The organism is Yimella radicis (assembly GCF_054778255.1).
This window is the reverse complement of sequence record NZ_BAAGZR010000009.1, coordinates 366,373-378,972: the sequence shown is the minus strand read 5'-3', so window position 1 is coordinate 378,972 and position 12,600 is coordinate 366,373. Positions and strand designations below refer to the sequence as shown.

Sequence of the window (12,600 nt, the reverse complement as noted above, 5' to 3'; positions counted from 1 at the left end):
GCCTGCGAGCGACGCGCCGGAACCACCGGGACGAACGGGGCTAGCGAGTCGATGTCACCAGGGCAGCGGCTCGCTCAGATCACGCGGGTCCTGTGGCGCGCTCCATCCCACACCTTCGGTGTGCACGTAATCCATCGCAGGACCGTGCGCGAGGAGCTTGCGAACACCGTTGATCAGGCGGTCGATGTGGTGCGGCTGCGTGGCAAGACCGATGGATGCACGGACGGCGCAGCCGCCGATGACCTGGTCGCAGAGGCGATGAGCGCAGAACTTGCCGTCCCGCACGGCGATGCCGTATTCGTCCGAGAGCACTTGTGAGACCAGTGAGCAGTCGTAGCCGTCGACGGTGAACGTCACCACCCCGACGTTAGGACGATCGGAACCCAGTACCGAAATCAGGCGGACGCCATCGATGGACTCCAGGCCGTCACGCAACCGCGTATAGAGGACCTGCTCGTGAGCGGTGATGGCTTCGTGATGCTTGGCCAAGGTTGCGCACGCGGCGGCCAGCGCGATCGCGCCGACTGCGTTCGGGGTGCCGCCCTCGTGGCGGGCGGGGCCGACATTCCATTCGACGGTCCGAGCGGTGACGGTGCGGGTCGCTCCGCCGGCGGGTAGGTACGGCTGGGCGTCGTCCAACCAGTCAGAGCGACCCACCAGAGCGCCGGCGCCGTACGGCGCGTATGCCTTGTGGCCGGAGAACGCGACCCAGTCGACGCCGAGTTCATCGATGTCGACGCGGTGGTGCGGCGCGAGCTGGGCAGCATCCAGAACGGTGCGCGCACCGAATTCTGCTGCGATGGAGGCTAGTTCGGCGATCGGCCAGATCTCACCGGTAACATTGCAGGCACCGGTGATGACGACGAGCTTGTGGTCGGCCGTGCTGGTCGCGAGTGCACCGGTGAGCAGGTCGAGGGCGTCCTGGGCGCTTGCCGGGATCGGCAGCCGGTGGACGTTGCGTCCCGTCCACGCGAACTGAGCGGCATGGTGGGCCGAGTCCCAGGTGAAGACCTGTGTGCGGCGGGGGAGTGCGTGGGCCAGCAGGCGTAGTGCATCGGTGGTGTTGCGGGTGAAAACGACATGGTCGTGCTCGCGGGCACCGACGAACCTGCCCACCTCGATTCGTGCCTGTTCGAACCACTGAGTCGTCTGTCGGCTGGTGTGGCCGGCACCGCGGTGCACCGACCCGGACACGCGCTGTACGGCGGCGACGGCCGTCTCCACCGAGCGCAGGGCCGGTGCGGTCGCGCCGTGGTCGAAGTTCGCGAAGTCGACGACCGTTCGGTGCACGGTCGGAACCCCGAGTTCGTAATGAGCGGTGAGCGGGATTCCCTGTAGCTGTTCTACCGGCAGCGGCCGGACATTCGCGGGTACGAGGTGAAGCCGGCGGGACTCAACCGCCGGCGGTGCGCAGGTGAGGGTCTCGGTTGCGACGGACATCGGTGCTCCTTCGGTCGTTGGACCGACGAGCAGCGGCACCGACCCCAACGGGCGGCGCGGCGAGTGCATCGATCCGCGCTTGCCGTAACCCGGTCGGGCTAAGGCCCGGTCGTCACCTGGAGCACCCCACCGCGGTGGAGGGTTGCCGCTCAGCAAGCCAGGGCTTATCGCTGAGTCTCATGACCTGATCCGGACTATGCCACATAGGGCGGCGTCTGGGCAACCCTCGTCCGAACGTCGCACCGTGTACTGGAACATGCGTACTTCATAGGTCCACCGGCTCAACGGTTGGCATATTTCGTCCCAGTACAGGCTTAGGCAGGAAGAGCCGACTTGGGCCGCTCCTGAGGAGATCGAACTCGTTGTCTGCCGAGGCTGAGGGGTTTTTGAGGAAGGTCGGAGACAACAATATCAACGTTACGCGTGTGCTCCGTGAGATTGATGTGACGGTCGCGTAGCCTCCCGGGGTGGCCACCCGTCAGACCGCATCAAAGTCCACCGCCTCGCGCGGACGTTCGTCGTCCGCGCGTCCGGCGTCCAAGAGCGCTTCCTCCCGGCCCGCTGCCCGTAAATCCACGGGTTCGACAGTCAAAGGCAAGCCGCAGCCGCGCAGCGGCGGACCCTCGCTGCCGATACGTGCCGTCCGCGGCACCTGGATGGGTGTGGCTCACGTCGCCGGCGGCACCGCACGTCGGGTCGGTTCAAGTGCTCGCGACCTCGAACCCGAACTGCGCAGAGACGGAGTCGGATTCACGCTCATCGCCGCAGCGATCATCGTCGCTGCCGTCGAATGGTGGGGCATCGCCGGACTCTTCGGCGACATCGTCCACACCATCACCGCAGGCACGTTCGGTCTGATCTCCCTGGCGCTGCCGGTCGTCCTGCTCGGCCTCGGGGCGCACATCCTGCGCACGCCGAAGGGCCACCACGCCACCAACCGCATCAGCATCGGCCTCGCACTGCTGGCGTTCGCGGTCTGCGGACTCACGAGCATCGCGAAGGGCCTGCCGGACGCGGACCCCCGCGAAGGGCTCGAAACAGCCGGCGGGATGATCGGTTTCCTGGCATCCAGCCCGACGGTTGCCGCTGTCACCACCTGGGGCGCCGTCCCGCTGCTCCTACTGCTCGCGTTCTTCAGCCTGCTGGTTATCACGGCCACCCCGGTGCACCAGATCGGCGACCGCGCGCGGCACCTGCTCGACCGCCTGTTCTACGGGCGCATGCTGGAAGAGAACGACGAAGACGGCCCGGTCGACGCCGTCGCGCTCGATCTGCACGGCGAGAACATCGACGGCGGACGCCGCAAGCCGCGCGGTCGCAAGCCGCGTCGCGACGAGAACGGCGACCTGCTCGACGGTGACGAGCCCTACGAGCAAGCAGCGGTCGTCGTCCCGGAGAAGCCCGGCCGCGGCCGTGCGAAGAAGGCCGAACCCGAGGTCTACGACCACGACGAACACGAGTCCGCGGCAAGGCCGCAGGATCCTCCGCAGGATCCTCCGCAGGACGCGCCGACGCCCGCGGGGGAGCAGAAGAACAAGCCGGTCCAGTTGCCGGGTGCACCGCCTGCCAAGCTCGAGGCCCCGCCCACCCAGCCGCTGCCGCAGCGCACCGAACAACTGCTGCTCGCGGGCGACGTGACCTATACGCTCCCCTCCAGCGACCTGCTCGCTGCCGGCCCGCCGCACAAGACTCGTTCGGCTGCCAACGACCGTGTGGTCGACGCCCTCGCCGGGGTGTTCGACCAGTTCGACATCGACGCCCAGGTCACCGGGTTCACCCGTGGCCCGACGGTCACCCGCTACGAGATCGAACTCGGCACCGGCACAAAGGTCGAAAAGGTCACCGCCCTCTCGAAGAACATCGCGTACGCGGTTGCGTCCGCCGACGTCCGGATCCTCAGCCCGATCCCGGGCAAGTCGGCCATCGGTATCGAGATCCCGAACACCGACCGCGAGACGGTCAGCCTCGGTGACGTGCTGCGCAGCAACGCCGCGCGCAGCAACGACCACCCGATGGTCATGGGCGTCGGCAAGGACGTCGAGGGCGGGTACGTCATCGCCAACCTCGCCAAGATGCCGCACATGCTCGTCGCCGGTGCGACCGGTGCCGGTAAGTCCAGCTTCGTGAACTCGATGATCACATCGATCATGATGCGCGCGACGCCGGACGAGGTGCGCATGGTGCTGGTCGACCCCAAGCGTGTGGAATTGACTGCGTACGAAGGTATTCCGCACCTGATCACACCCATCATCACGAACCCGAAGAAGGCCGCGGAAGCACTGCAGTGGGTCGTGCGCGAGATGGACACTCGCTACGACGACCTCGCCGCGTTCGGTTACAAGCACGTGGACGACTTCAACAAGGCCGTCCGCGCGGGCAAGGTGCAGCCGCCGCCCGGTTCAGAACGCGTCGTCCAGCCGTACCCGTACCTCCTCGTCGTTGTCGACGAGCTCGCCGACCTGATGATGGTCGCCCCCCGCGATGTCGAGGAATCGATCGTCCGCATCACCCAGCTGGCCCGTGCGGCCGGTATCCACCTGGTGCTGGCGACACAGCGTCCGTCCGTCGACGTGGTCACCGGTCTGATCAAGGCCAACGTGCCCTCGCGTCTGGCCTTCGCGACCTCGTCGCTCGCCGACTCCCGCGTCGTGCTCGACCAGCCCGGTGCCGAGAAGCTCATCGGCCAGGGTGATGCGCTCTTCCTGCCGATGGGCAGCAACAAGTCGATCCGTGTGCAGGGCGCCTGGGTGCCCGAATCCGAGGTCAAGGAGATCGTCAGCCACATCAAGGGTCAGCTGCAGCCGGCCTACCGTGACGACGTCGCCGTGACGGCTCCCAAGAAGGAGATCGACGAGGACATCGGTGACGACCTCGACCTGCTGCTGCAGGCCGCCGAACTGGTCATCAACAGCCAGTTCGGTTCGACCTCGATGCTCCAGCGCAAACTGCGCGTCGGGTTCGCGAAGGCCGGCCGCCTGATGGACCTGATGGAGAGCCGCGGCATCGTCGGGCCCTCCGAGGGTTCGAAGGCGCGCGACGTGCTGGTCAAGGCCGACGACCTGCCCGCCACCATGGCACGCCTGCGCGGCGACGAGGTGCCCGGCGACTCGGCCTACGACCAGGACATGCCGGTCGAGGAGAGCTCGGACGAGGACGCCTGGGCGCTGACGGAGAACGGACGCCAGTGACCCTGGCGGCACAGAACCCGGGGACGGGCTTTTGGCGCATGCTGCGGGTGCACCCGTGTGGGGTGCTGCTCGGAGTCCAGTTGTTCGGGATCCTGCTCTACCCGTTCCTGACCGGTTCGGTACTGGGTCGCACGGTCTTCTCGGTGTTCCAGTTGCTGGTGCTCACCATCGCGGTCGGGGCCGTCCGGATGACGCCGGCCCTCACCCGGTGGGCGTTGATCGTCGGCGTACCTGCTGTGGTGTTCACCGTGCTGACGTTGTTCTGGCCGGACAACGAAGCGTTCATGGTGGGCTCGGACATCACCCACTTCATTTTCTTCTTCTACACGGCCTACGCGCTCATCCGTTACATGTTCGCCGACGACATCGTCGGGAACGACGAACTGTTCGCCACCGGAGCCTGCTTCACCGTCGTCGCGTGGGGATTCGCCCATCTGTACTCGACAGTCCAGTACATCTGGGGTGCAAGCCAATTCGCGTCGTCTCACAACGGCACGCTGTCGTGGATGGAGTTGCTGTTCCTGTCGTTCACCACGATGACCGGCACCGGGTTGTCCGACATCACGCCCATCGGGCCGTACGCTCGATCGGCAGTGATGTTGGAGCAGTTGGCGGGCGTGAACTACATCGCCCTGGTGGTCGCTCGACTGATCGGCATCACGCTCACCCGTTTCCGTCGCTGACCGACGACAGCATCCATCGACACCCATCGACACCCATCGACACCCCGGAGGACACGATGACCGACCAGCGCCCCGACCGTCCGTCCGGTGTTCCCGCTTGGGGCGACGACCGGGACTCCACCAGCGAACTGCCCACCGGGCGCGCGCCACAGGTCAACGGCGCCGACGATACCCACGAGTTCGGACGATCGGCAGGGGTGGGACACACGACCGACCCGTACGGGCATCGAGCCGCAGCAGCTGATCCGTACTCCGGGCCCGCACAGCCGCGGCCGACCTACGGCGCGGGTGGACCGGTCGGTCGCGAACCCGTCCCGGCGGCCGATGGGCACGGCACGGGGGAGAAGCGCTTCGGCGCCTTCCTACCGGCTCTGGCCGCCGCGGTCACGAGCGTCGCAGTTGCGGGTATCGCAGGGCTGATGATCCGCAACGACGTGCGTCCCGGCGGCTCCGACGTGGTCCGCGATCTGTGGTCGCACGCCACGTTCTTCGACCAGATGTCATGGGCGTACGACGGCAAGCCCGCGTCGGCTCTGATTTTCGGACTCGTGCTGGCAGTGCTCGGTCTCGTGGTGTTCATCGGGACGCTGCTCGCGCTGGCCGGGTCGCGCCGCTCGGCTTCACGCGGCGCCTTGTTCTTCGCCGTGTGGGGGCTCGTTGCCATCGCAGGTTCGATCGCCGGTGTGCTCACCACGTTCGCGGTCAACCGCGACCTCAGCGCTCGAATCACCCAACTGATCGACCTCGGTGCGGGGTTCGGAATCCGCTACGGCTGGATCCCGGCTCTCGTCGCGGTGCTGCTGCGGATCGGTCGCACCAAGAGGTACTGATCAGACGGATTGATCCTGCAGTTGCTGTTCCTGCGCGGCCTCGAACTGCGCCTGCGCTTCGGACAGTTCGGCGTCGATGTCGGCCAGGAACGACTCGATCTCGTCGTACCCGGCGACCGGGCCACCCGCCAGTTGGCCGTCCATGCCCAGCAGGACCGCGGACGGGTACACCATGCCGAGCGTCCGTGTGGTGATGCCGTTCGGGTCGGTCATCCACTCGACATGCTCGCCGAGGTCGGGCGCGTCCTCGGCCTGCGTGCCCGCAGCGATCATCACCACGCGCAGCATCGGCTGCTCGGCTGCCCATGGCGGCACGTGCTCCATCGTCCGGATGCACGAACCGCAGCCCAGGCTCACCGACACCAGCAGGACGGGCTTACTCATCGCGATCGAGTGCAGCGCGACCGTTTCGCCGTCGCGGGCGATCAGCGCCCCGTACGGGATCGGCTGACGGACGTAGTCGAACTCTTCGCCGTCCTCGAGCGACTCAGCAACCGGGGTCGTCTCTGCGCTGCCCCCGTGCACGACCAGCCCGGTGAGGGCGACGGCGGCGAGCACGCCGAGCACCCAACCCCATTCGGTTCCACCGAAATCGGTGAAGCGTTCGATCATCGAACCGCCGCGCACGGCGTCCACCAGAGCGAGCGCGGCCGCACCCACCAGCAGGACGTTGCGGACCACGGTGCGTTTGTCGATCTCGCCGAGGCCGAGCTTGCCGAAGCAGCCGCAGGTGACCGGCTCGTCGAACCCGAGGGCGCGGACGACGACCACGAGGTATGCGACGAACAACGCCAGAGCGAGCGCGGCCACGACGACGTACAACGGTGAAGGCACGAGCAGCAGTGCTGCGGCGAGCGCGAACTCGGCGTACGGCAGCAGCTGCGGCGCCTTCATGGAGCGCAGTGCGTCCGGCAGCCGCAGGCTGAGGAAGGCGTCCTCGGTCGTGCGCGGGTCACGAACCTTGAACGCGGCACTCACCACCAACGCGAGCACGAGCAGCAGTGCGGCGACGATCCAGGGGGCCGAAGGCATGAGGACGATTCTAGAGCGGGATCAGTGGTCGAGTTCCCCGATCGTCTTCAAGGACGGTGGGCGGGTCTGCTGTTCGTCCCTGGCCACAGCCTCGACGTCCCGCATCACCCGCAGGACATTCCGGCCGGCAACCTTTGCGAGGTCGTCGTCCGACCAACCCAGCTCGGCCAGCGCCACGAACAACGCGGGGTAGGTGGAGACGTCCTCCAGCCCGTCGGGCAGTCGGTCGACACCGTCATAGTCACCACCGACGCCGATGTGATCGACGCCGACCGCCTCGCGCAGGTAGGTGTAGTGGGCGACGACGTCGTCCAGCGTGGCCACCGGCTTCGGGTGCTGCTGCGCCCGCTGTTTGTTGAACTCGGTGAACTTGATGTGGTCCTTGGGGTCCACACCCTCGGCAAGTGCGGCCTCGCGGGACTCGGCCCGCCAGTCGGCGCACGCCTGGGAGACGAAGTCGGGCACGAACGTCGCCATGATCACGCCGTTCTTCTGCTTCAACGTGGTCAGGACGTCGTCCGGTGCGTTGCGTGGACTCGAGCAGACGGCGTAGGCGCAGGAGTGCGAGAAGATCACCGGCGCGGTAGACGCGGCGAGCGCATCGCGCATGGTGTCGGCCGACACGTGCGACAGGTCCACCATCATGCCGATTCGGTTCATCTCGCGAACCACCTCGACGCCGAACGCGGTGAGCCCGCCGTGCACCGGCTCGTCGGTTGCGGAGTCGGCCCACGGGTTGTTGTCGTTGTGCGTGAGCGTCATGTAGCGCACACCCAGGACGTACAACATCCGCAGCGTCGCCAGCGAACTGTCGATCGACTGACCGCCCTCGGCGCCGAGCAAGGAGGCGATGCGCCCCGAGGCGAAGACGCGCTCGACCTCGTCGGCGGTGCGGGCGAGCCCGAAATCGTCGCAATAGCGCGCGACCATCTGATGGACCGCGTCGATCTGCTCGAGGGTCGCGGTAACTGCGGTGCCGTCGGGCAGGTTCGACGGCACGAACACCGACCAGAACTGTGCTCCGACGCCGCCCTTGCGCAGCCGGGGGATGTCGGTGTGCCCGCGTCCGCTCAGATCGCCGGCGATGTCGTGCTTGTCGAAGTCGTAACCGGCTTCCGCACGCGCGTGCCACGGCAGGTCGTTGTGGCCGTCGATCAGCGGGTGTTCGCGCAGCAGTGCGGCGATACGTTCAGCGGTGTTGGACATGGGCCCATGCAATCACGGCACCACCCGCGCAGGGTCGCTGGTCGACGCGTCCGGGACAACTACAGTGAGCGTCATGACTTCCCGAAGCGTGGCCGTGGTGACCCTCGGGTGCGCCCGCAACGAGGTCGACTCCGAGGAACTGGCCGGACGCCTGTCCGCGCAGGGCTGGACGCTGGTCGACGACGCCTCCGCCGCCGACGTCGCCGTCATCAACACCTGTGGATTCGTCGAGCAGGCCAAGAAGGACTCGATCGACGCGTTGCTTGAGGCCAACGACCTCAAGCAGACCGGTCGCACCCAGGCCGTGGTGGCGGTCGGTTGCCTGGCCGAGCGGTACGGCAACCAGCTTGCCGAGCAGTTGCCGGAGGCGGATGCGGTCCTCGGGTTCGACAGCTACCAGGACATGTCCTCCCACCTGACCTCGATCCTGGCGGGGGAGCGTCCGGCGTCGCACACGCCGGGCGACCGGCGCAAGCTGCTGCCGCTGTCACCGGTGGCGCGTCAGGGTTCGGACGTCGCCACTCCCGGCCACGGTGACATGCGGCGTCCCTCCGACGTCAGCATCGAGTCGCCGGTCGCGGCACCGCGGGTGATCCGAGCCCGTCTGGACGGACGTCCGTGGGCTCCGCTGAAGATCGCCAGCGGGTGCGATCGCCGGTGCGCGTTCTGTGCGATCCCGATGTTCCGTGGCGCGTTCGTGTCGCGTCGCCCGGCGGACGTACTGGCCGAAGCGCGCTGGCTCGGGCAGCACGAGGTCCGCGAGATCTTCCTGGTCAGCGAGAACTCCACGTCCTATGGCAAGGACCTCGGCGACCTGCGTCTGCTCGACACGATGCTGCCCGAACTCGTTGCCGTGGATGGCATTTCGCGAGTTCGCGTCTCCTATCTACAACCCGCCGAGATCCGTCCCGACCTGCTCGATGTGATGACCTCGACGCCCGGCGTCGTCCCGTACTTCGACATCTCCTTCCAACACGCCAGTGGTCCGTTGCTGCGCACGATGCGCCGGTTCGGTGACGCCGAGTCGTTCCTGGGACTGCTGGAGCAGGTGCGGCACCGTTCGCCGGAGGCAGGCGTCCGATCCAATGTGATCGTCGGTTTCCCCGGTGAGACCGAGGACGACGTCAATGTGCTGGCCGACTTCCTGTCGGCGGCCCGGCTCGATGTCACCGGTGTGTTCGGCTACTCCGACGAGGACGGCACCGAGGCCGAGACGTACGACGCGAAGCTGCCGCAGGACGAGATCGACGATCGCGTGGAGCACATCCGCTCGCTGGTCGAAGAACTCAACCACCAGCGTGCCGCCGAGCGCATCGGTCAGAACCTCGAGGTGCTCGTCGAGCAGATCGAGGACGAGGACACCGGTGAGATCGAGATCCGCGGACGGGCCGGACAGCAGGGCCCGGACGTCGACGGCGAGACCGTGCTGACCTGGCCGGACGCCCGCGAACTGCCCTCGATCGGCGACATCGTGACGGTACAGGTGGTCGACACGATCGGCATCGACCTCGTCGCGGAGCCGACCGGATGACCGAACCCACCCCGCGCCGTGGCAGGGACGCCCGGCCGCGCGACTGGCGTGAGTGGCAACCGCTGCGAAGTCCGGACGGCACGCCGATCCGGCTGCACGCGCCCGAGCTTCGACCCGACCCGGCCGACATTCCCAGCCAGGACGTCAGCAACTGGAACATCGCGAACGTCCTGACGATGCTGCGGATCGCGCTCGTGCCGTTGTTCGGATGGTTGCTTCTGACGCAGGACGGCGACAACAACGCCTACCGCTGGGGCGCGTTCGCGGTCTTCATCGCCGCGTCGATCACCGACCGCATCGACGGTGATATCGCCCGTGCTCGTGGGTTGGTCACCGACTTCGGCAAGATGATGGACCCGATCGCCGACAAGGCCCTCATGGGCATGGCGCTGGTCGGACTCTCGATGATCGATCGGGTGCCGTGGTGGGTGACGATCGTGATCCTGGTGCGCGAGATCGGCGTGACCCTGTTGCGCCTGTGGGTGATCCGGCACGGAGTGCTCCCGGCCAGCCGCGGCGGCAAGCTGAAGACCTTCCTGCAAGCAGTCGCGATCGGATTCTTCGTGCTCCCGTACGGCGGCGCGTTCGTCGTCATCGCCTGGATCGTCATGGCCGCCGCTCTCGTGGTCACCGTCGTGACCGGCGTCGACTACGTCTTCCGCGCGTTGTCACTGCGGCGGACGGCGAAGGCGGCCTGATGTTTCCCAGCGAGACGCAACTGGTCGCCCGCCTGACCGGGCTGGGACAGACGATCGCGGTCGCCGAATCGCTCACTGCCGGAATGGTCGCCGCGACCATCGCGTCCGTCCCGGGCGCCAGCGTGGTGCTGCGCGGGGGCGCGGTCACCTATGCGACCGACACCAAGACGTCGCTGCTCGGCGTCGACGAAGAACTGCTCGCGTGCGGGGGAGCGGTGCAGGCGCAGGTCGCCGAACAAATGGCTTCCGGGGTGCGCACGGTGTTCGGTGCCGACTACGGGCTCGCGACCACCGGGGTCGCCGGGCCCGATCCACAGGACGGCGTCGAGGTCGGTGTCGTGTTCATCGCGATCGCGACGCCGGACGGTGTGATGAGCGACCGCCTTGACCTGGACGGCGATCGCGAACGGATCCGTCGCTCGGCCACCACCGCAGCACTTCGGCTCGCCCTTGCGCATCTGGGGCACGGGGATGTGGAATGACCGGCCCGGGATGTGAGTTGTCAGTCCCATGGGTTCACCTCGTACTCAAGCGTTCGGAATGGCCGCGCACGGTGATGGTGCCTGCGGTTATCGTGGACTCGTTCATCCGTTCGGTTCGTTGAATCAGGAGTCGTCATGATCTTGCTGCGTCAAGAACTCGGCGACGTTCTGCGTGAGTTGCGCCAGGAGCAGGGACGTACCCTGCGCGAGGTGTCCGCCGACGCCAAGGTCTCGCTCGGCTACCTCAGCGAGATCGAACGCGGCGAGAAGGAAGCCTCCTCGGAGTTGCTCGCCCACATCTGTGACGCGCTCGGTATGCCGTTGTCGCAGACTCTTTCGTTGGTCTCGCAGCGTGTTGCCGGTGTCGAGGCGCTGACCGCTCCGGTGCCGCTGCCGGTCAAGACCGACCGCGCCGTCGTCTCCGCCGCCGGAGCTTTTCGTACCGCGTCGCCTTGGTTTCGGCACGCAAGGATTCGCAAGCTCATCCTTGCGGCTCAACCAGCGGGTGTGGTTGGGGCTCAGGCTTATTCGCCGGCGCCGGAAGCCGGGAACGCGTGCTGGGAACTGGATGTGTTCGCTGATTGAGCGATGCGGATGAGGAACGAATCCGCATGCGCCGAAACCTGGTGAGATCGGCTGGGACTCGGCCGGGCCTGGATTTGTTCGCTGGTTGAGCCATGCGGATGAGGGACGAATCCGCATGCGCCGAAACCTGGTGAGGTGCGCTGGGACTCAGCCGTGGCTCGGATTCCGTTGGCACGACGGGCAATAGGTCAATTGTCTGGCCTGCCGAGCGTCGCCGATCATCCCGATCCGCAGCTTGGCTCCACAACGCGGACACGGCCAGCCCTTGCGCTCGTACGCCCGCGGCACGTGACGGCCTTCGCCGATCGCGTCGTGCAACATCCGGTGGGCGATCTGCAGAACATCGCGGATGACGCCTTCGTCCAATCGATCGACCGGCAGCCACGGGTCGACGCCTCGCTCGAACAGCGGCTCCGTCGTCCAGATGGTGCCGAGTCCGGCGAGATTGCGTTGATCGAGTAGCGCTGCGCCGATCGGCCGTCCGCCGTTAGCCCGCAACCGACGTAGTGCCTCATCCTCGTCCCAGTCGGCGCCCAGGATGTCGGGACCCAGGTGCCCGACGAGCCGGTGCTCGTCGCGCGTGCGGACCAGGTCGAGCATCCCCAGTTTGCGTCCGACACAGGCCTTCTCGGCTGTCGCGACGAGCGCTCGAATATCGTCATGTGCCGCGAACCGAGGACTGACCCGCGGCGTGGGAACCACCCGCCACGAACCGTCCATCCGCAGGTGCGAGTGAAGCGTCCACCCGGAGTCGATGCGGTGCAGGATGTGCTTGCCACGCGGCACGACCTCGATCGTTCGACGACCGCGCAGCTCGACCTCGGGCAGCCGACCCATGCGTAGATCGACGCCGACGAGTTCATCACCGCGCAGCGCCCGGTCGAGTCGGCGCGCCGTGCGCCAGACGGCGTCTCCTTCAGGCATC

The 12,600-nt window shown here is 67.1% G+C and carries 10 protein-coding genes, 1 pseudogene and 1 riboswitch; of the genes and pseudogenes, 7 read left to right on the top strand and 4 right to left on the bottom strand.

The annotated features are described in order from the left end of the window. Positions 1 to 54: 54 nt before the first annotated feature. Complete coding sequence (locus ACYU8W_RS08885; RefSeq protein WP_499468380.1) at positions 55 to 1,440, bottom strand: aminotransferase class V-fold PLP-dependent enzyme; 1,386 nt, start codon at positions 1,438 to 1,440, stop codon at positions 55 to 57. A 70-nt stretch (positions 1,441 to 1,510) separates the two neighbouring features. Beyond that, positions 1,511 to 1,625, bottom strand: a riboswitch (SAM riboswitch). Positions 1,626 to 2,096: 471 nt separating this feature from the next. Between ACYU8W_RS08885 and ACYU8W_RS08880 the strand changes: the two genes are divergently transcribed. From ACYU8W_RS08880 to ACYU8W_RS08870, 3 genes are read left to right on the top strand one after another with little or no spacing between them, the layout of a single operon-like run. After that, positions 2,097 to 4,628, top strand: a complete 2,532-nt coding sequence (locus ACYU8W_RS08880; protein ID WP_499468570.1) for an FtsK/SpoIIIE family DNA translocase — start codon at positions 2,097 to 2,099, stop codon at positions 4,626 to 4,628. Next, the gene (locus tag ACYU8W_RS08875; protein ID WP_499468378.1) at positions 4,625 to 5,311 is read left to right on the top strand and encodes an ion channel; all 687 of its coding nucleotides are present in this window, start codon (positions 4,625 to 4,627) and stop codon (positions 5,309 to 5,311) included. The genes ACYU8W_RS08880 and ACYU8W_RS08875 overlap by 4 nt, the downstream gene beginning before the upstream one ends. Before the next feature lie 56 nt (positions 5,312 to 5,367). Continuing rightward, complete coding sequence (locus tag ACYU8W_RS08870; RefSeq protein WP_499468376.1) at positions 5,368 to 6,141, top strand: hypothetical protein; 774 nt, start codon at positions 5,368 to 5,370, stop codon at positions 6,139 to 6,141. Here the strand turns inward: ACYU8W_RS08870 and ACYU8W_RS08865 are convergent, their stop codons facing one another. Next, positions 6,142 to 7,173: a TlpA family protein disulfide reductase gene (locus tag ACYU8W_RS08865; protein WP_499468374.1), complete on the bottom strand. Its 1,032-nt coding sequence runs from the start codon at positions 7,171 to 7,173 to the stop codon at positions 6,142 to 6,144. It abuts the gene before it with no gap. A gap of 21 nt (positions 7,174 to 7,194) precedes the next feature. Further along, on the bottom strand, positions 7,195 to 8,379 hold the full coding sequence (locus ACYU8W_RS08860; protein ID WP_499468373.1) for a dipeptidase: 1,185 nt from the start codon (positions 8,377 to 8,379) through the stop codon (positions 7,195 to 7,197). A gap of 73 nt (positions 8,380 to 8,452) precedes the next feature. Here ACYU8W_RS08860 and rimO point away from each other — a divergent pair, with 73 nt between their 5' ends. The 4 genes and pseudogenes from rimO to ACYU8W_RS08840 form a co-directional block, all read left to right on the top strand. Further along, positions 8,453 to 9,910, top strand: coding sequence for a 30S ribosomal protein S12 methylthiotransferase RimO (gene rimO, locus ACYU8W_RS08855; protein WP_499468371.1), 1,458 nt, complete (start codon positions 8,453 to 8,455; stop codon positions 9,908 to 9,910). Next, positions 9,907 to 10,608, top strand: a complete 702-nt coding sequence (pgsA, locus tag ACYU8W_RS08850) for a CDP-diacylglycerol--glycerol-3-phosphate 3-phosphatidyltransferase (RefSeq protein WP_499468369.1) — start codon at positions 9,907 to 9,909, stop codon at positions 10,606 to 10,608. The genes rimO and pgsA overlap by 4 nt, the downstream gene beginning before the upstream one ends. Continuing rightward, positions 10,608 to 11,090: a CinA family protein gene (locus tag ACYU8W_RS08845; protein WP_499468367.1), complete on the top strand. Its 483-nt coding sequence runs from the start codon at positions 10,608 to 10,610 to the stop codon at positions 11,088 to 11,090. The genes pgsA and ACYU8W_RS08845 overlap by 1 nt, the downstream gene beginning before the upstream one ends. 135 nt (positions 11,091 to 11,225) lie before the next feature. Then, positions 11,226 to 11,519 (top strand): annotated as a pseudogene (locus ACYU8W_RS08840) (helix-turn-helix domain-containing protein); the annotation flags it as partial. A 303-nt stretch (positions 11,520 to 11,822) separates the two neighbouring features. Here the strand turns inward: ACYU8W_RS08840 and ACYU8W_RS08835 are convergent. After that, positions 11,823 to 12,599, bottom strand: a complete 777-nt coding sequence (locus ACYU8W_RS08835) for a DNA-formamidopyrimidine glycosylase family protein (protein ID WP_499468366.1) — start codon at positions 12,597 to 12,599, stop codon at positions 11,823 to 11,825. Position 12,600: the final 1 nt, after the last annotated feature.